This window comes from Microbacterium invictum (genome assembly GCF_014197265.1).
Taxonomy (GTDB): Bacteria; Actinomycetota; Actinomycetes; order Actinomycetales; family Microbacteriaceae; genus Microbacterium; species Microbacterium invictum.
Map to the genome: position 1 here is coordinate 2,839,936 of NZ_JACIFH010000001.1, position 19,497 is coordinate 2,859,432.

Annotated in this window: 15 protein-coding genes; 3 read left to right on the forward strand and 12 right to left on the reverse strand. The window is 65.2% G+C overall.

The features are described 5' to 3' along the window. Positions 1-136: 136 nt before the first annotated feature. On the forward strand, positions 137-1,159 hold the full coding sequence (locus BKA10_RS13195; protein ID WP_183500318.1) for a LacI family DNA-binding transcriptional regulator: 1,023 nt from the start codon (positions 137-139) through the stop codon (positions 1,157-1,159). A 164-nt stretch (positions 1,160-1,323) separates the two neighbouring features. Here the strand turns inward: BKA10_RS13195 and glpX are convergent, their stop codons facing one another. The 5 genes from glpX to BKA10_RS13220 all read right to left on the reverse strand — a co-directional run bounded on the left by glpX (position 1,324) and on the right by BKA10_RS13220 (position 6,642). Beyond that, a complete protein-coding gene (glpX, locus tag BKA10_RS13200) occupies positions 1,324-2,343 on the reverse strand; it encodes a class II fructose-bisphosphatase (RefSeq protein ID WP_183500319.1) in 1,020 nt (339 codons plus the stop codon). Continuing rightward, positions 2,340-3,347 (reverse strand): zinc-dependent alcohol dehydrogenase, encoded by a 1,008-nt coding sequence (locus tag BKA10_RS13205; RefSeq protein WP_183500320.1) that lies wholly within the window; start codon positions 3,345-3,347, stop codon positions 2,340-2,342. The genes glpX and BKA10_RS13205 overlap by 4 nt, the downstream gene beginning before the upstream one ends. Beyond that, positions 3,344-4,237 (reverse strand): carbohydrate ABC transporter permease, encoded by an 894-nt coding sequence (locus BKA10_RS13210; protein ID WP_206686877.1) that lies wholly within the window; start codon positions 4,235-4,237, stop codon positions 3,344-3,346. Before BKA10_RS13210 ends, BKA10_RS13205 begins: the two co-directional genes overlap by 4 nt. Then, positions 4,234-5,190, reverse strand: coding sequence for a carbohydrate ABC transporter permease (locus BKA10_RS13215; RefSeq protein WP_206686876.1), 957 nt, complete (start codon positions 5,188-5,190; stop codon positions 4,234-4,236). The genes BKA10_RS13210 and BKA10_RS13215 overlap by 4 nt, the downstream gene beginning before the upstream one ends. A gap of 75 nt (positions 5,191-5,265) precedes the next feature. After that, positions 5,266-6,642, reverse strand: coding sequence for an extracellular solute-binding protein (locus BKA10_RS13220; RefSeq protein ID WP_206686875.1), 1,377 nt, complete (start codon positions 6,640-6,642; stop codon positions 5,266-5,268). Positions 6,643-6,825: 183 nt separating this feature from the next. On the opposite strand from BKA10_RS13220, the gene BKA10_RS13225 reads away from it, so the two are divergent. After that, positions 6,826-7,578 carry a GntR family transcriptional regulator gene (locus BKA10_RS13225; RefSeq protein WP_366932113.1) on the forward strand — a complete coding sequence of 251 codons (753 nt, stop codon included), beginning with the start codon at positions 6,826-6,828 and terminating at the stop codon, positions 7,576-7,578. Positions 7,579-7,617: 39 nt separating this feature from the next. On the opposite strand, the gene BKA10_RS13230 is transcribed toward BKA10_RS13225, so the two are convergent. The 7 genes from BKA10_RS13230 to BKA10_RS13260 form a co-directional block, all read right to left on the reverse strand. Continuing rightward, on the reverse strand, positions 7,618-8,949 hold the full coding sequence (locus BKA10_RS13230; protein ID WP_183500326.1) for an FGGY family carbohydrate kinase: 1,332 nt from the start codon (positions 8,947-8,949) through the stop codon (positions 7,618-7,620). Positions 8,950-9,083: 134 nt separating this feature from the next. After that, positions 9,084-10,532, reverse strand: coding sequence for an FGGY family carbohydrate kinase (locus BKA10_RS13235; protein ID WP_183500327.1), 1,449 nt, complete (start codon positions 10,530-10,532; stop codon positions 9,084-9,086). Then, on the reverse strand, positions 10,529-12,019 hold the full coding sequence (locus BKA10_RS13240) for an FGGY family carbohydrate kinase (protein ID WP_183500329.1): 1,491 nt from the start codon (positions 12,017-12,019) through the stop codon (positions 10,529-10,531). Before BKA10_RS13240 ends, BKA10_RS13235 begins: the two co-directional genes overlap by 4 nt. 10 nt (positions 12,020-12,029) lie before the next feature. Then, complete coding sequence (locus BKA10_RS13245; protein WP_183500331.1) at positions 12,030-12,869, reverse strand: class II fructose-bisphosphate aldolase; 840 nt, start codon at positions 12,867-12,869, stop codon at positions 12,030-12,032. 182 nt (positions 12,870-13,051) lie between these two features. Further along, the gene (locus BKA10_RS13250; RefSeq protein ID WP_183500333.1) at positions 13,052-14,386 is read right to left on the reverse strand and encodes an MFS transporter; all 1,335 of its coding nucleotides are present in this window, start codon (positions 14,384-14,386) and stop codon (positions 13,052-13,054) included. 199 nt (positions 14,387-14,585) lie between these two features. Continuing rightward, complete coding sequence (locus BKA10_RS13255; RefSeq protein WP_183500334.1) at positions 14,586-15,791, reverse strand: tyrosine-type recombinase/integrase; 1,206 nt, start codon at positions 15,789-15,791, stop codon at positions 14,586-14,588. Between the two features lie 468 nt (positions 15,792-16,259). Next, the gene (locus tag BKA10_RS13260; RefSeq protein WP_345048320.1) at positions 16,260-16,898 is read right to left on the reverse strand and encodes a Fic family protein; all 639 of its coding nucleotides are present in this window, start codon (positions 16,896-16,898) and stop codon (positions 16,260-16,262) included. 61 nt (positions 16,899-16,959) lie between these two features. Between BKA10_RS13260 and BKA10_RS13265 the strand changes: the two genes are divergently transcribed. After that, positions 16,960-19,437, forward strand: a complete 2,478-nt coding sequence (locus BKA10_RS13265; protein ID WP_183500338.1) for a helix-turn-helix transcriptional regulator — start codon at positions 16,960-16,962, stop codon at positions 19,435-19,437. The last annotated feature ends 60 nt before the right edge of the window (positions 19,438-19,497 follow it).

The following is a 19,497-nucleotide window of genomic DNA, read 5'->3' on the forward strand; positions in this document are numbered from 1 at the left end:
ATCGTTCGAAGTCTTATCGATAACGTTTGCGTCTTGGCACTACGATAGTTATCGATAAGAGATTGGTCAAGTAACGGTCTGCTCACGGCGTCGAATCACCGTGAACGAGCCGAGAATGATGCGCAAAGGGGCGAACATGACGGACGACACACACCGGCGTCCCACCATCTATGACATCGCCGACACTGCGGGCGTCTCTCACATGACGGTGTCGAGATACCTCCGCTACAACGGTGACAAGACCCGTGAGAAGACGCGCGACGAGATCAAGGCAGCCATCGCGAAGCTTGATTATCGGCCCAACCTGGCGGCACGGGCCATGCGGACTAGTCGCACGGGTCGGCTCGCCATTCTTCTTCCTTTCGGAACGGCGGCCAGCTCGGTGCACATGCTCGCGGGCGCTACCGAGAAGGCGCGGAGCGCGGGGTATCAGGTGGACGCCATCATCCTCGATGGCACGACCGAGGATCGCTCGAACCGCATGCTCGAACTCGCGGAGGCTGGACTCTTCGAAGGCCTCCTTGCGCTCACGTACCTCGCCTCGGATCGACACGAGCAGATTGCGTCTCGAGTCCCGGTCGTGGTTGGCGCAGAATACGACGACGAGATGCGCGGGATCGGTGATCTGGCCGACGCTTCGCCCGTCGCGGACATCATCGAGCAACTGGCAGCTCAGGGCCACCGCACCTTCCTGCATGTAGCGGGCGACCCCGCGCACACCACTGCCAGAAGCCGGGAGACCGCGTTCGTCGAGACCATCGCACGTTTGGGTCTGAAATCGGCGGGGGTCGTCGGGTGGGATTGGAGTGGTGAGGTCGCCCGGCAGGCTGTTCTCGACGTCCCGTCCGCCGCCAGCGTCACCGCCATCATTGCCGCCAACGACGTGCTCGCTGCCGCGGCGATGCGTGCCGCCGTGGAGCGGGGATGGCGGGTTCCCGAGGACGTCAGTGTCGCAGGGTGGGACAGCAGTCCAGTCGGAGAGTGGTTGAATCCCTCCCTTACGACTGTCGCGGTTGACTACGAGGAACTCGGCCGCCGAGCTATGGCCGGCCTGCTGGCAACCATCCGCGAGGAGGCACCGCCCACGTACTCCACCCCCGTTGGACGCGTCATATGGCGTGGTAGCACCGCGCCGCCCGCTGAGTCGACGTCGGGTTGACTCAGCGCACCTGCTTAGGGGAGGCGGTGGGTCGGCTCGAGCAGCGAGACGCTTGCGCGAACTGTTCGGTGAACTCATGAACACCCATTCGAGTGGTCTGGGACTTCACATCCCGCAGATCTCGAGCATCACGACCGACTGTTGAACTGGAGGCTCGGAAGCCCTCACCCGTCGTCTCCGAGCCATTTCTCGGCGAGGTGGTCGGCGACCACGCGTCGAATAGTGCCCGAGCGCGCCCGCAGGACGATGCTCTCGGTTCGGATGACGGGACCCTTCCGGCGAACCCCGCTCACCAGATTGCCGTCTGTCACGCCCGTCGCGACGAAGAACGTGTTGTCGCCCGCGACCAGATCGTCTGCCTCGTACACGTGGTCGAACTTCAGGCCCGCGTCGATGCCGCGCTGACGTTCGTCGTCGCTTCCTGGCGCGAGCCGCGTCTGGATCAGCCCGCCGAGGGCCTTGATGGCGCACGCTGTGGCCACGCCCTCCGGGCTTCCGCCGATGCCGATGCACATATCAAGCCGGCCCTCGTAGCTCGCCGCGTCGATGCCGCCGGCGACATCACCGTCGAGGAGAAGTCGCGTTCCCGCGCCCGCGGCACGGACCTCAGCGATGAGCTGCTGATGGCGGGGCCGGTCCAGGATGCCCACGGACACTTCGGACACCGACTTCCCGAGCACCTTGGCGAGCGCTCGAACGTTCTCTGCGACGGGCTTCCGGATGTCGAGAACTCCAACGGCGAGAGGCCCGGCGACGAGCTTGTCCATGTAGAACACGCTGGACGCGTCGAGCATCGCTCCGCGATCCGCGGCCGCGATCATCGAGATCGCGTTCCGACGGCCGGCTGCGGTCAGTGACGTGCCGTCGATAGGGTCCACTGCGATGTCGCACGCTGGACCTCGGCCGTTGCCTACGACCTCGCCGTTGAACAACATCGGGGCTTCGTCCTTCTCCCCTTCGCCGATGACGACCGTGCCGGAGAAGTTGACGGTTCCGAGGAACTTCCTCATCGCGTCGACCGCGGCCCCGTCTGCGCCGTTCTTGTCGCCGTGCCCGATGAACGGAGTGGCTCGGATCGCGGCGGCCTCGGTCGCCCGCACCAGTTCCAACGCGAGGTTGCGGTCCGGGTGAAGGTAGAGGGTCGCGTGCTCGGTTACGGGCGGATTCGTCGCTCGTTCAGTCACGAGTTGACGATCTGGACTTTGATCTGGTCCGGGCTCTGAGCGGCAGCCATAGCCCGGGCGTAGTCCTCCAACGAGTAAGTGGATGTGACCAGGCCAGTGAGGTCGGCCTGCAGATCGACCATTCGCTCCGCCGCTTCGGGGTACTTCTCGGCGAGGGAGTTGGAGCCGATGATGCTGAGCTCCTTCGCGAACACCTCGTACGGGTAGAGCGGGACCGTGGCAGTCGGTGCGGCAACGCCCATCTGCACAAGTCGTCCGCGAGGTCCGAGCGTGGCGATAGCCTGCCCGATGGCGACGGGGTGACCACTTGCGTCGAGGGCGAGGTCGTAAACCGTGTCGTCGAGCTCGCCCACCGAGGCGACAGCCTGCAGGGCGCCGAGGTCGGCGGCCGCCTGGCGGCGCGCGGGGTTGGGCTCGACGACCCGGACGCCGGTTGCGCCCTCTGCGCGTCCCAGGATGACGGCCATCAGACCGATAGATCCGGCACCGAAGATCACCATCTCCTGGTCGGTCCAGTCGGGCACGCGTTCAAGGGCGTGGAGCACGCACGCGAACGGCTCGATGAGGGGTGCCGCCCGGTGGGAGATCGACGCACTGAGAGGGAACGTGATCCGCGCCGGGACTGCGACGTACTCGGCGACCGAGCCGTTGACGGAGACTCCGACCGGTCGGATGTCGATGCAGAGGTTGGTTGCGCCTCGAAGACACCAGGTGCACTTTCCACAGGAGACATTGGGGTTTACCCCGACGTAGTCTCCCTCTCGGAACGTGGTCACATCGGAGCCGACTGCTGTCACGTAGCCGGCGAACTCGTGCCCCGGGACGACAGGGAACCTGCCGTGCGGGTACTCCCCAGATGCTAGGTGCAGGTCCGTCCCGCATACGCCGGTACCGACCGGTGCGATGACGACCTCGTCCGCTGCGGGACGGGGAATCGGGATGTCCTGGATGTCGATCCCGCCGGCACCGTCGAGGACTGCTGCGCGCATTGTCGAACCGCTCATTTCACTGCTCCAAACAAGAGGCCTCGGACGAGGGACTTCTGTGCGATCCATCCGGCGATGACGACGGGGATGCTGACGACGACGGCGACCGCTGCTACCTGGGCAGTGTAGAGCTCGCCGAACGAGAGGAACTTCTGCATGAACAGCGGCAGTGTCGAGTTGGTCGTGGTGAGGTTCGCCGCGTAGAAGTACTCGTTCCAGGAGAAGACCGCACACAGGAGAGCGGTGGACGCGATGCCCGGCCGCATCAGTGGCAGGACGATGGACCAGCCGACTCGCCACGAGCTCGCGCCGTCGACGGCAGCGGCTTCGAGGATCTCGTGCGGGATCTCCTGCATGAACGAGCGCAGCATCCAGATGCCCAGCGGGAGGTTCATACCGAGGTGCATGATGATGAGGATCGTCACGCTGTTCAGCAGGCCTAACTGGCTGGCGATGACGTAGACGGGGATGATTCCCGCGGCGATGGGCATCATCTTGGTGGAGATGAAGAAGAACAACGAGTCCTGCGGGTTCTGAATCGCGCGGACTGACAGTGCCCAGGCCGCCGGCAGCGCGAGTGCGATGACGACGAACGTAGAGACGATGACCACCACGAACGAGTTGATGGCGTACGGCCAGATGCCCGACTCGAAGGCCTCTACGTAATGCTCGAGAGTGGGGACGAAGAAGAGCTGTGGGGTGGCGTTCGCTGCGACCTGCTCGGTCTGGAAGCTCTTGAGGACCATGTAGGCGATGGGGATGAAGAGCAGCATGCTGCTCACCCACGCGCCGGTCGCCATTCCGACGGAGACCCAGCGCTTGCGCTTGGACGTTCGTGCCTGGGCGAGTCGTGTGTGCTTGCCACCCTTGGTGACGATGACTCGCGTTTCAGTCAGCTGGCCGGTCATGCTCGTCCCTCCGTCTTGAAGATGCCCGAGAGCAGTCGGAGCATCGGCAGGATGAGCGCGATGGTGAGAATCAGGGAGACCACACCGAGCGCGGACGCGAAGCCGAAGTCGAAGGACTGGAATGCCGTCAGGTAGATGTAATAGGTGATGTTGGTCGTGGCGTACGCCGGGCCGCCTGCCGTGAGGAGGGCGATCTCTCCGAAGGTCTGGATCAGGTTCATCGCCAGCAGAAGCGCCGCGAGTTCGATGAACGGTCGCAGGTGGGGCAGCGTTACGTGGCGGAAGCGGAGGAAGACGTTCGCTCCGTCGACCTGCGCGGCCTCAAGCTGATCCTGCGGGGCCGACTGCAAGCCAGCGATGAGAATGAGCAGTGCGAACGGAACGAATCGCCACGTGAGAAGGATGATGAGCGCGGCCATCGGATACTCGGAGAGCCACGCGACCTGAGGCAGGCCTAGCGAGCGTGCGATGAACCCGAAGAGTCCGAAGCTCGGGTCGAACATCGCCGACTTCCAGAACAGCGTCGCCGCGACCGGCATCACGAAGAAGGGCGTGATGGCGAGGGTGCGGGCGAAGCCCCGTCCCGGGAAGGCGTGGTTGAGGAAGATCGCCATCAGCAAGCCGATGAGGAGGCAGGCGATGGTCGTGCCACCGGTCATGACGACCGTGTTGATGACCGACCGCCAGAACGTTCCGTCGGTGACGACGTTGACGTAGTTCGCTCCCCAGTTGAACTGAGCCTCACCGTCGGTGAGAAGCCGCCAGCGCGAGAAGCTGAAGATGATGGTCATCAGGAACGGAATCTGCGTCAGCAGCAGAGTGAAGACCAGGGCGGGGAGCAGTGGTCCCCGGCGGCGCCACTTCTCGGCGCGTGACATTGGCGGCGGGGCGGTCGGGTCGATGGCGACGACCTCCGTCACCTCGTCCGTGCTTGCGAGAGCTGTCTGGCTCATGATGATTCTTTCCCGTGTCATGTGAAGGCGGCTGCCTCGAAGCGAGTCCTCGAGGCAGCCGCCGACGAGGGTTGTTTACTGGCCGTAGCCAGATTCTTTGATGACGTCGCTGGTGAACGTCTGGCTGGCCTCAAGGGCCTCACTCACCGTCTGGCTGCCACTGATGGCGCCGGCGAGCTGCTGCGACACGTAGTCACCGATCTCGACGAACTCGGGGATCTGCACGTACTGGACGCCCGTGTACGGGACCGGGTTCACCGTCGGCTGAAGCGGGTTGGCCGCCTCGATGGACTTGATGGTGAGGTCCGCGTAGCGCGAAGCTGCCTCGAGGTACTCCGGGATCTCGTAGGTCGACTTGCGCGATCCGGGAGGAATGGAATCCCATCCCGCCTCCTGACCGGCGAGCTGGATGTAGTCCTTGCTCGTGGCCCACGAGATGAACTTCCACGCGGCGTCGGGGTTCTGGCTCGACTTCGTGATGCCGAGGCCCCACGACCAGAGCCACCCCGAAGCGAGGTCCGACGGGCCTGTGGGCGCCATCGTGAACGCGATGTTGTCGGCTATCTCGGGCGTCGCCGCAGAGTCGATGGCCGAGCCGGCGAAGACCGTGTCGTCGTACCACATGGCCGACTGACCCTGGCTGAACGACTGCAGGCAGCCCTCCCATCCAGCAGCGGCGGCGTCAGGCTGGCCGAAGTCACGAAGCAGGTCGACGTAGAACTGCACGCCCTCCTCGGTCTCCGGCATCGTCAGCTCGGTCTCCCAGTCCTCGTTGAACCACTGGCCACCGAACGTGTTGATGACGGTCGTGATGGCAGCGAGGTTCTGGCCCCATCCGGGAAGGCCGCGCATGCAGATGCCGGAGACGTTGTTGGCGTCGTCGTCCATGGCCTCGGCCGCGGCACGAACTTCGTCCCAAGTTGGCGTTTCCGACAGCGTGACGCCAGCAGCCTCAGCCAGGTCCTTGCGGTAGAAGAGGAAGGACGAAGAGCCGTAGAAGGGTGCGGCCACGAGCGTGCCATCGCCGTCCGAGACGATGTTCTTGATGGGCTCGAGGAGATCGGCTTCGTCCCACTCGGTGTCTGCGCTCGCGTATTCGTCGAGCGGGATGATCCAGCCGCGGTCGGCCCAGATCGGCACCTCGTAGCTGCCGATCATGGCAACGTCGTACTGGCCGGCGTTGGTCGAGACGTCCTTGGTGACTGCCGGGCGCAGTTCGTTCTCCGGGAGGACAGTGAACTCGACGTTGATGCCGGGGTTCTTCTCCTCGAAATCGCCGATGAGCGACTCCGCGGTTTGCATCTGGGGGTTGGCCGCCAGGGCGACCGTGATGGTGACCTCGCCGCCGTCGGCGCTGTCGCCGCCGCCGCCGGTGCAACCAGCAAGGACAACCGCGGTGACCCCCGCGATGCCCAGGGCCGTGAGGCCCCTCTTCCAGTTCGAGTGCGCCACGCGCTTCCTCCTCGTTGAGACTGCTGAAACCGCCTCTCGGTGCTGAGGGCGATGCGCCATCGACTTCTTTGGCGTGAGATGAAAGTAGCGCACCCTGTCCGGCTTGTCTAGTCTGTACGTACATACCGGTTCAGCCGATCTGTTCTCGCTGACCTGTACCATTGCGCGCAAAGGAGTGTGGCGGTGTCGGAAACGATTGAGCGGACTTCTCCGGTCCCCTACTACGAGCAGTTGTTCGGCATCTTGCGAGACCGAATCGCAGAAGGCTCCTTCGAGACGGATGAACGTCTACCAAGTGAGCACGAGCTCTGCAGAGAGTTCGGGCTATCGCGCGCGACTGTGCGTCAGACCCTCGCGAAGCTGGAGAGCGAGGGGTATGCCAAGCGGGTCGCCAGACGTGGGATGTTCGCATCCACTCCCGAAGAATCAACTGGCTGGACTGTTCAGGACACCCAAGGCTTCCTCGAATTGCAGATCCGCCATGGACGCAACGGCGTGGACACCCAAGTGCTCGACGCGAGTCTCTTGACGCCTCCCTCCCATGCCCGCGAGGCCCTCCGCGTCGCGGCTGACGAAGAAGTCTTCGTGCTCGAGCGACTTCGTTCTCGAGACGGTGAGTTGGCGATGTACAGCACCAATTGGTTTCCCGGCGCTGCGGGTGCAGCTATTGCTGCGACTGCCGATGTGCTCGATGGCTCCGGGTCGGCCAACAGCACTCTCCGCGCAGCCGGGTTCGTCACGAGTGGTGCACGACGTGTCGTGGAGTCGCTCCCCGCGCCGGAGGTAGTTGCGAAGCACCTCCAGGTGGATGTGGGCCGCCCCGTGCTGCGTATCCGGTCGACGTCGTGGGATCAGAATGACTTCCGGTTCGACTACTACGAGACCTGGGTGCTCACGGACGTCGTCCCCCTCGAGATCAACGTCGCCTCGAACTGACCAGCGCCCTCGACCCGAGCACACTCCGCGAGAGTCGAGTTAGGCGCCGGGCTCCGCGAACACACGAGCAGGATCTGGATCCCACCCGTACGCGTATGCCGCGAGCAACGCGGCGCTGACCGCGGTGACCTCCGGCTCGACCACCGGCTCGGCGTCGTATCCAGTCACGGCGGCCTTGATGCGAAGCCAACCGACAGAACGCGCCCACCCGCCCGCTGTGCGAACAGTTCGTGACTGGGGCACCTCCGCCTTCACCGCTTCGATGGCCTCGCCCCCCGCGAGAGCAAGCGCTCCGAGAACAGCGGATGCCCTCGCCAGGGGATCCCGCGGCGCATCGAGAGCGTATGAGGGACGCCCACCACCACGCCTTCCGGTGTGGAAATAACCGGCATTCAGAACGGGGTCCGGTTCGATTTTCCCAACCATGAGTGCTCGGATCTGGAAGGCCACCTCTGGATCTTGGGATGCCCAGGCGACGTTGCGAGCGAGTTCTTCTACGCGCATCAGCGTGCGTCCATCGGAGCGGATGCCCGGCGCGATGTCGACACCCTCGCGGCGGCTTGCCTGCTCAGAGTCCGCTTGGAGCACGACGACTTCGGCGGTGCCCATCGAGTCCAGGACGGCGCCCGGGGTGAGCTGGTCCACACCCCATCCGCCGAGTGGATGGTCGTGGCCGCCGGCGACGGACACGGCGGCGTCCGCCAATACGCCTGCAGCCTGCAACGCCTGCGAGCGGAACTCTCCGACCACCTCGCCCGCGCGGAGAACAGGCGGCAGCAGGTCCGTAGTGCCCAGAGTCAGTTCGACGCGGTCTCGCGCCCAGCTGCGGTCGCGAGTGCGCCACGCGCCGGTACGGGATGCGAGCGTGTCGCTCATGAAGGGGCGTGATGCCCAGAGCGCTGTCGGCAGGTCGGCGACGGCGAGCCAATGAGCAGCCCCTGACGCTCGCACTTGACCCCGGGACCATTTCCAGCCCGTCATCGTCCGGGAGGCGTCGCTGGACGCGTCGTAGAGATCGTCATCGTGGAGAGCCTTTCGGAACCCCCGATAAACGCCCTGCCTCCGTGGATCGAACCACGAGAGGGCATCGGTGAGGACGTTGAGGTCTTCGTCGACGAGTACACCGTCTTCGCCGATTCCCGCCACACTCACGGAGCAGACTGCCCACGCGTCCGAGCACGCGGCGAGGATCATGGCGTCGATGCGTTGAAGGAGAGAAGTGACGTCGATGGACAGCCCCTCGCTGTCGCGCGGCGTCTCACTGCGTTCGCGCGCAACGACGGCACCCTCGGCGTTCATCAGCACGACCTTGACGTTGGTGCTGCCGATGTCGACTCCGCAGGCGACCAGCTGTCGGGAACCGCTTCGCACTCGTGTCTCTCTTGTCGGGCCTTCTCACATGGTCAAACGTGGACCGATCTCATCGTTGACGGCCGGGTGCGCCGTGTCAAACCGTTGGCCATCGGCGACGAGGCTGATACCGCCCGTTGGCTCGCTCCTCGCACCTACACCGTCGAACGCTCCTTGCTCACCGTCTCGACGTATCCCAGCGCGAGCTTCGCGGCAGCATGCTGACCACCGATCTCCGGCTGAGCGGTCGTGGCCGGAAGCGTCTCCGATTCCATCGCCCAAGCGGGGAATCCGCCGTCCAGTGCCGCGGCTGCCTGCATCGCAGCACCCTTCGTGACGTACTCGTCGGATTCCGGAACCGAGATCGGAACCGACACCATTTCGCTGAGCACACGTTGAACAGCGTTGCTCTGCGCCGCACCGCCGATGAGGATGAGCCGGCTGGTGGGGACGTTGCTCGCCTCGAGCGCATCGAGCATGTACACCTGGCTAGCGATAGTGCCTTCGATGACTGCGCGGGCGAAGTTCGGGCGCGTGAAGTTGGTCAACGATGCCTCCAGAAGCGAGCCCCGTGAATGAGGGAGATCAGGCGTGCGCTCCCCTTCGAAGAAGGGCAGAAGCGTGAGTCCCTCGGAACCCGGGGGCGCCTGGAGCGCGAGCTCAGATAGTTGCGCGTGAGTGCATCCGAGGATCCGCGCGCCGATGTCAAAGTTGCGGGCCGCGTTGAGGGTCGCCACCAGCGGAAGGTGGTCCCCGGTTGCGTCGGCGTAGCTGCAGACGTAGCCGCCGAAGTCGTGGACCGTGTGGCTCGAGCGTGCGTAGACGACTCCGGAGGTCCCGAGAGAAAGCACCGTCTCACCTTCAACGAGCCCAAGGGCGAGCGCGGCCGCTGCGTTGTCACCGCTGCCGACCCCGATAGGAATTCCTGGGGCGACGCCGGGTATGCCGCTGCCCGTCGTCCCGGCGCTGTCGAGCGGCCCGAGGATGCGCGGCAGGTGCGCGATCTTTCCGAGCGCCAGTTCGAACAGGTCCACGCAGTACTCGCCGGTGTCCCCGGACCAGTAGGCGGTGCCGCTCGCTTCGGAGCGGTCGGTGATGAACTCTTCGATACCGCCGGTTCCGGGCCCGTAGCCCATGAGTCTCCAGGTCAGCCAGTCGTGCACGACCGCCACGGCCTCCGTGCGGTCAGCCGCGACGGGGTTGGTGTCGCGAAGCCAGCGGAGCTTGACCACAGTGTCTGAGAGGGTCAGTGGAAGACCGGTGCGGCGGATCCATTCATCGCGGCCGAGTTCGTCGTTGAGCGCGACCATGTGCGGGTGCGACCCGGTGTCATTCCAGAGCGGCGACGGACTCACGGCAAAGCCACGTCCGTCCATGAAGATCGGCGTGTGTTGCTGTCCGCTGACCGAAACCGCGACGACGTCTTCGAGGCCGCCAGCGTCGGCGACGGCTTCGAGCAACGCGGTCCACCACACGTCGGGGTCCACGACCGTCTGGGTCGGATGCATCGCCTTGCCGGAGCGCACTTCCTTGCCGGTTGCGAGATCGCGCACCGAGACTTTGCATGACTGTGTGGAGGAGTCGATCCCCGCTACGAGCGTCATGAGGTCTCCTGAGGCGAAAGCGCGTTTGCAAGCGGCACGTAACTGGTCGTGGGGGTTGCTTTCAGGTGCTCCCACTGAGGCCGAACGTGTTCGGACCACGCCGCCAGTTGCACGTGGCGGTCGGCATCGGGGAGCACCGTGCGCGGATCGGTGTCGCTCCACAACGTGGGCTGCCCGCTCGCGAGCGCGTGAGCTCCTCTTGAGACCACTTCCGGGAACTGCGACACGCTCAGCGGTGTGTTGAGCAGGTCTGCTTTGAGCTGCAGCCAGAGGGAGTTCCTGCTTGCCGGTCCGATGACCTTCACGGTCTGGGGATGGATGCCGAAGAGGGCGAGCACGTCGGCGAACTGAAGGACCAGGCCAAGGAACGTGGTGAATACGAGGTCCCTCGCGGTGGTGCCGGAGTGGACGCCGGAGATCACTCCTCGCGCTGTGGCGTCCTTGTCGGGTGGAGGGCTGCCGCGGAACTGTGGAAGCACCAGAGGGAGCGTGGCCAACTCGATGTGCCCCGCCAAGTAAGCCGCGTGCAGCTCGTCGGTCATGGTGATCAGCTGCGACTCGCTGAGGTTGAGCATGCCCTGCAGAGTCGCGAAAGCGGACCCGCCCGTCGGGATGGATGCGAAGAGTGTGTAGAGGTCGCCGGCGCATGCCACGCCGTTCGCCAGCTTCGACCTTTCGTGCTGCACGTCGGTGCTGGGCCGGTCTTGCAGGAAGAGCAAGCCCTCGGTGGTTCCTGTGGAGTTCAGGAGCTCTCCCGGCTGGAGGTCAGCCCCGGCTGCGCCGACCATGTGGTCGTGACCTGCGACGTGGACCGTGGTCGAGGATGACAGGTGCAGTGTCGCGGCGAACGAGTCGGAAATCTTGATGCCGTCGCGAGCGGAACGGATACCGGGGAAGACGGATACCGGAAGCTCGAACATCGAAGTGATCTCTTCGGACCACTCGCGACGTTCCAGGTCGAGCGCCATCGTTCGGCTGGCCAGCGACCACTCGGCCCAGCGTTCACCCGTGAATCGGGCGGCGACGTACTCGGCGATGTTCAGCCACTGCGCATCTTGAGCGTCCGTGGCATGCTCTTTGGCCCATGCCGTCTTCGAGACGCCGTAGTTGGCGTTGGCGGGAAGTCCTGCGATCCGGTGTATCGCCGTCCGGTCGAAAGCGTCGAGTCTGTCGAGGAACTCAGCGCCTCGGTGGTCGTGCCAGAGGATCATCGGGGACGCGAGGGAGAGGTCCGCCCGGACCAGTCCGCCGGACTCGCCGACGCTCGTGAACGCTATCCGGCCGACGCTCGCGCGTAACTCCGTGTCGAGCCCGAGGATAAAGGACTCGATGATGTGCGTGAGCGCGTCAAGATCGTAGATCTCGCCCCATTGGTCCTCGACGGTGGGCGTGGGGTGGCGGTCGGAGGCAGCGAGGTGTCCCGCCGAGGTGAAGAGGCAGAGCTTCACCCCGGTGGTGCCGATGTCGACGGTGACAGTTGCGGACACGGTGCTCCTGTCAGGCCACGCTGGGATTGAGCATGCGGATGCGTCGCTCAACGACGTCGGCGATGGACGCCACGGCGTCCTTGGACACCCGGATGAGCGAGACCTCATTCGGGTTCGCGACAAAGGCCTCGCCGAAGGTGCGGATCATCGCGTTGCGCAGGTCGCTGGCGACGTTGACCTTCACGACGTTGAACTCGATGAGGCGGCCGAGCTGCTCGGCAGGCAGGCCGGACCCGCCGTGGACAACGAGCGGGACTCGGCTGGCGTCACGCACCGCGGAGAGCAGTTCGAAGTCGATACGAGCATTCGGGGAGTATCCGTGGACGTTACCGACAGAGATGGCGAGCATGTCGCAGCCGACCGCGTCGACGAAGTCAGCGACCTGACCGGGGTCGGTGGTGTCGGCGTGGTCGGGGCCGATCTCGTCCTCTTTGCCACCGATGCTGCCGAGCTCTGCCTCCAGGGCAATGGTCGGCGCACAGAGAGTTCGGGCGTGCGCGGAGATCGCCTTGTTCTCTTCATAGGGGTGCTCTGACGTGTCGATCATGACGGACGTGAAGCGCGCGGCGAGGGCGTCCTCGACGACCTTGATGTCTTTGCCGTGGTCCAGGTGCAGGGCCACCGGGATAGGAGAGGACGCCAGCCGGCGGCTGACCATGTCGTAGATGTAGTCGAAGCCCGACAGCGCGACGTTGGTCGGTGCGACCTGGATGAAGGTCGGGACCCCCACGCGCTCGATGGCCTCCACGATTCCCATGGTCGTCTCGAGGTTCGTGGTGTTGAACGCGCCGGCAACGAGACCGCGCGAGGTGGATTCGTTGATGACATCAACGCCGCTGACGAGGGGCATGTGGATCCTTCCGGTTTGCCACCGCGTCGCCGGGCTCCGGCGCATCCGCCGTAGGTCTGTGGTGGTGCTTGCGGACTCAGAGTATTCGAGATGGTACGGCTTGTCTAGTCTGTACGTACAAGCGAAGCGGAGACGCGAAAGGAGACGGTCCGAAGACCATTCGCTTGGCGCCCCGACTGCGGCTAGGTGTCCTTCGATTTGACGTCGGAGTTGACAGCGTCGAGCGGCAGACCGGCCTCCCCGAGTTCCTGAGCTTCTTCGGGAACCGTGAGCCAACGCACGGAAACGCCGGCGAGCACGTACAGCGCGGCGAAGATGATGATCACCCCAGTTGCACCCAGCGGTACGAGGAAGACGGCGACGATGAGCGGTCCGACAAACGTGGCAGCTCCTGCGCCGAGGTTGAGGACTGCGATGGCGTTGCCCTTCTGTCCAGGCGCCATCAGAGACATCAGCACCGAGATGGGAGTGAACCCGGCGAGGGTAATCCCAAACAGTGCAGCACAGACGGCAGAGACCCAGTACTGGTCGCCGACATACTGCGGGAGGAAGTAGAAGAGAAGGATGGTGACGGCGGAGCCGATGCAGCCGAACCATCGCAGTGTTCGGTGCCACCCGAGCCGGTCGCTCAGGACGCCGAAGAACAGGTTGGCGAAGATGTTCGCTGCCCCGAGGATGAAGACCAGCTGCAACCAGCCCGCCGTGCCGAACCCGAGATCGCCCGCGAAGACCGTAGGGAAGAAGACGAAAAGCCCGAACTGCGGAGCTGTATTCACGACCCGCACGAGACAGCCCAGGCCGACACGAGGGTTCTTGAATGCGACGGCGACACTGTTAAACATGCTGCTGCCCGTTGAGACGTCCGGAGCGGCAAGGCGACCACCGCCGCGCGCGTGACGCAGCCCGATGAGAGATACGAAGCCACCGGCGATGACGAGGCCGAGCGCTACCCAGAAGGTCCAGTAAGGGCCGATGAGCGGTTCGGTCCCACTTGCGACGAGCGAACCCAGCGTAGGGAGACCGCCGGTGAAGGCGAAGTAGAACCATCCGACCGCAGACCCGAGGCGATGCGACCGGCTTGCCCCGAGTACCCACACCAGGAACCCGTACGCGAAGAACGGATACGCGATGCCCCGCAGCCCGTAGATCACGAGCATGAGAGTGAAATTCTCCGCAGGCAGCGCGACGCTGAGGAACAGTACCTGGAGTACTGCCCAGAGCGCGAGCCCGATGGTCATCACTCGGCGGGGGCCCCAGACATCTGAGAGCGCACCCGCCAACCACGAGCCGATAGTCACGAGCAAGCCATAGACCGCGATGATGACCGCGGCGTTGGTCTCTGAGCCTGCACCGTGCTGAGCGAGATACGGTGCGATGTAGCCGGACTCGACGCCGTCGCCAATCATGAAAAGAAGCAGGCCAACGAAACCCCATATGAGTTCCTTGGGCAGTCCTAGCCTTTCGATGAGTCCGCTACCCCGCTCACCGCGCCCTCGAATGGTCGTCGTCGTTGACATCGCCGTAGTCTCCTCGCCGTACGCGTGGCGCATCAGGTCGGAGTTGACACGCGAGGACCATTGTACGTCCTGTACGTACAGCACCCGCGTCGACCGACAGCTCCGGCGGAGGGGAGTGTCTGATTCAGTGGCTCCGACGGGCGTCGATCCCGTGACCTCACGATTTTCGGTCGTGCTGCCAACGTGCGGGCCCTCGTGGCTATTGCGCGACCCAAGCGGTAAGGCTATCGACAGCTCGACGACCCTCTGTGGTGAGGACGTGACGGTACGGATCCGAGGCCTCGGTGCTGCCGTGGCCGCTGACGCCCGAGAAGGCTGCCCAAGGCACCCCTGCATGCTCTGAGAGAGTCACGTATGAGTGCCGCAGCCAGTGCGTTGTAGCGGCTGGTCGGTCGATACCGGCGGCCAAGAGTGCGGCCCGCAAGTCCTGATTGTCGTCGGTGTTCGTTTTGGGTGAGCCGTCCGCGCGGTGCCACACCAGCGAGTGCGGGTTAGGCGTAACCGCAAACTGCGCCACATCCTGCAATTGCTTGAGCGCGTCCTTCGGGATGGGAATCTCTCGTGGCGTACCGTTCTTGGGGCGCACGAGGACGTGCCGATCCTGCAGAGGTATCCACTCCAGGTCGTCTGAGATGTCCATCTTTCGTTGCGGGCAGGCGCCCGCCGTCTTCTTGCCGCAGGTGCCGCCGCAGCCGTGCACGAAGCTTGCTCCAGTCAGCGACCACGAGAGCCGTGCGACCCCTCTCTTGAAGTCAATGTCCTCCCAGCGGAGGGCTCGAGCCTCACCACTGCGGAGTCCGGTCAGAAGCCCCAAGGTCCAGCGTGCATCATTGAGGGCCAACAGTGCCTTGGCTTCCTCGCGCGTCAGTGACTCTCGCTTCTTGCCTGGCTGGGCCCGACGCGGTGGGGTCAGCATTGCGACGTTCTCTGTACTGATGCGTTCCGCACGTGCGAATTCGAGCATGGTCACGAGTGTGCGGTGAGCGCTCGAGACGCTCGCATCGCCAGCACCGGACGCACGGATGGCTGCGTGCATCCTACGGATGTCGGTCGGCGTGAGCTCCGAGATCAGCCGACGTCCGAGCACCGGTGCGATCTTCGCACGGACGTTGGATCGATAGTTCGCGATCGTGCTCGGCTTAGCCCGGTGGGACACATCATCGAGCCATCGGTCAGCGAGATCCGAGACGCGCGTGGACCGGTCGAGCACGCGCCCCAGCGACTCACGTTCGCGCAACATCGTGTTCAACTTCTTGACGGCGCCGTCCTTAGTCTTCGAGTACAGGCCCTTCTGTAGACGCTTTCCCGTGTATGGGTCGAACCCGACGTCCAGGACTGCCTTCCACATGCCTCGGGAGGCGACCCAGTACAGAGCACCTTGTCCGTGATCACGAGCCTTCGGCATGTCGACCATGCTACGCGCAGGTGCACACATAGGTGCACACATATCTATGGCGCTGTGTGGTGTGCCGTGGCGAGGAGGCGGCAGAATTGCGCGGAGAACCGTGGATACTCAACCCAGTACGTGTACTTGGGAAGCAGAAGTTCTGCCATTGAACTACAGCCCCGAGGCCTTGATTTTACTCGGAAGTCACTCCCGGCCAAAGGCGAGGTGCACACCTATTGTTCACCTGAGCAACTCAGTAAGTACCGTGCTCTAGCAACAACCTACACGATCTACCAGATGGCCTTTGCGGGATCGAAAGTCCCGCTTCAGAGGGGTGTTGCGCAGCATCGGGGGACTCAGTAGCCGAACTCTTCGGTAGTCGTCGGTGTAGGCATCGACGGCCGTGGAGAGCTCGGTGCGGACCGGCGGGGAGATAAAGCCTGGGGTAACGTCGTGCGGTATCGAGCGGGAAGCCGTCGAATGTGGCTATCCAGCGCTGGGGGCCGAGATGATGGCGAAGACTTCTGGGGCTCGGAATGCCATGACGCCGGGTACGGTGCGTTGCTCGAGGATACCGATCTCCTCAAGCTTGCGCACGGCGTTGCTGACAGCCTGATAGGTAAGCCCGGTCGCGTCGCGCAGGTTGGGGATGTTGATGTAGGGATTGCCGATCAGAAGGTCGGCGGTATCTCTGACCGCCCTGCGAGCGCCAGCCGCCCGCAGGCGTTCGTGGTAGCTGTTCCGAAGCTCCAGCAGGCGACGGGTCCGATCGGCCGAGTCGTTCGCCGATACCTCGATGCCTTCAGCGAAGAAGCTGATCCAGTCATCCCATTCACCGGTCGCGCTGACGTCAGCGAGGAGTTCCTGGTATTGGTCTCTGCGTTGTTCAAACCACGGCGAGACGCTCAGGAGGCCCTCGGGCAGGACGCCCTGACCGACCGGCTGGAGGACGATGAGGAGTCTTCCAATGCGGCCGTTTCCATCATTGAATGGGTGAAGAGCCTCAAACTGGTAGTGCGCCATCACTGTGGGGATGTTGATGTGACGATCCTGGCGTGCTTGTGACGAATGTGGAGCCTGTGCTCGGAGCGCACATGTCCGTCGCCTCCGAGTGGGACTGGAGATTCATTACTGCGGCGGTCGATGAGGGGATGTGGGCGACCGCCGAGCTCAATACTTTGAGAACATGCACGCAGTGCCCTTCCGCAGCGCGACCGCGTCTCGCCTCGACCTGAGGCGGGATGCACGCGATGTGGTGCGGGCCTGGATCATGCAGCCTCGCACGACGCGCACGCTCGTAGTGCGAGGCGATCTCGGGACAGGCAAGTCGACCCTCCTGGCGTCCGTCGCGCAGGAGATCGGCGCTGAGGTCTACACACCCGGCCGACTCGGGGAACTCGTCGAGTGCCACGAGCCGAGCACCCACCCGACCATCGTGTTGATCGATGACGTCGAGCGGATCGACCCGCCCTCACTGGGGGCGCTTCAGCTTTGGGTCTCGGCGCTGCCGGCATCGACCCCAGGCTTCGGCGTGATCGTCGCCGCTCGCGGACGGACGCCATTCGACAGCACGGCGGAGGTCGTGGTGCTCGACGAGCTGGATCCGATCGATGTGCGGGGCATCATCTCCGCGACGCACCCCGGCACGCATCCGCACCTCGTCGACCGTGTGGTCGCGGAAGCGGGCGGAAACGTCGCGCTCATCGCACACTGGCTGTCCGAGCCGATGACCGGGCGCACGTGGCTCGACGACTTCTCCGAGGAGACCGTCCTCTCTGTGCCCCCTCGATACCGCTCCATCATCGACGAGTTCACGGAGTGGACCGGAGCCGAGCACCGCGAAATCCTTAACGCCGCTGTCAAGCATTCGAGCGCAGCGCTCGAAGCAGCCTCGCGGCCCGGCGAACCTGCTCTGCTCGGCAGCGGCCCCTTGTCGCCGATCCATCGCATTGCTCTCCTCCGCGCCGCCACGCCGGAGCAGCTGCGCGCCGCGCATTCCGCCGCCGCGCAGGATCGCGGGATCCACTCGACTCTCCGGCTGCGACACGCGGCGATTGCCGAGGGCACCGCCGATGCTGTCGCCACGTGGGCCGACGAGCACCCCGAAGCGGCACCGCTGCTGGCCCTGTCGGCGCGTGCATCGGCCGTGCGACTCGCACGCGACGAGCACGACGCGCGCGGCTGGACGGCACGCCTCGTCGCCGAAGCCACCTACCGCGGCGACCTCGCGCTCGCCGAGCGGATCTTGATCGAGTCGACAGCCGACCTTGCGACCGAGCCCGTGGCCACCGGCGCGGTGGCGCTGATCCGCCTGCTCGGATACGGCGACCTCGACGCCGGGAGAGCCGCACGCGACCGTGGGACGCCGTACGACGAGACGGCGACCCTCATCGTCGCCACCTTCACCGCGCTGCTGTCCGGGCTCGACGACGACTGGATGCGGGCGGGCGAGGCGGCGGAGCACGTCGGCGACGATCCGGCCGCACGGCGCCTCGCACATGCGGTGCACGCGCGGATCGATGCGGTCACCGCCACCACTGCGTGGCCGCACGTCGCCCGCCTCGGGCTGGCGGGCACCCAGCACGACCTGCTTCAGGCCATCGGCGTCGCCGTCGACCCGGGATCAGCATGGATGCCGGAACTCGGCCTGCCTCCCAGCGGCGGCCCATCGCCGCTGATCCACGCCGTACTCGGACTGGCGCGCGCACTGTCGCTGACGCGCGAGGGCGCATGGCTCCAGGCCGTCGAGGCGGCGGGTGCGGAAGCGGCGACGGCCGACCGGTTCGGCATGCGCGTGGTGGCGCTCAAGGCGCGGGGCGTGCAATCGGTCGCGTACGCGTACCTCGGCCGGGTGAGAGAGGCGTCGGCGCGCATCGGCGAGCTCCTGGCCGACCCGATCGCGCGACGTCTGGCCAACGTGATGACCTGTGTCCGCGATGCCCAGCTGCAGCTGGCGCTGCAGAGCGACGACGACAACGGGGTCCTCAGCGCCATCGCCGGCATCACGACCTTCCGCGCTGCCGATCACGTCTATCCCGCGGGATGGCTGCTCGACATCGCAGCGGCACGCATGCACCGCGCCGTCACCGGCCGCGGCATGACCAGACGGCTCGCAGACGCGCGGGCGGGGTCATCGCTCACCGAGAGCACAGAGTTCGCCGCACGGTGCCTCGATGTCGTGGCAGCCGGGCGGGACGTCACAGCCCGGCTGGCCGGACTCATCGACTCGCGTGCGGGCTTCATCCGGCCCTTCGAGGCGGCACGTTCCCGCATCGTGCTGGCCGACCTGCTCGCCCACCATGGCAGAGGTGAGGACGCCCGCGACGCCTATGCGATCGCGGCGGCAGAACTCGACGGCACCTCGGCTGACGGATGGCAGGAGCGAGCGCGTTCGCGCAGCCTGATGCCCCCGCCATCCGCGACGGCGACCCCGCACGCGATGGAGCCTCAGGTGCTGCTGACCGCCCAGGAAGAGCGCATCGCGGCGCTGGCGGCGGCCGGACTGTCGAACAAGGAGATCGCACAGCGATTGCACCTGTCACCGCGCACCGTCGGCGGGCACCTGTACAACATCTTCCCGAAGCTCGGCATCGGCTCCCGCGCGGCGATGCGGGACGCCCTGCTGCGGCTCGACCGCGTCGCCGCGCACGCGCTCGCCTCCTGACGCCGACACCGGGTCGATGACTCGAATCTGACTCGAGTCGAAGTGCCGTGGCCCCCGCGG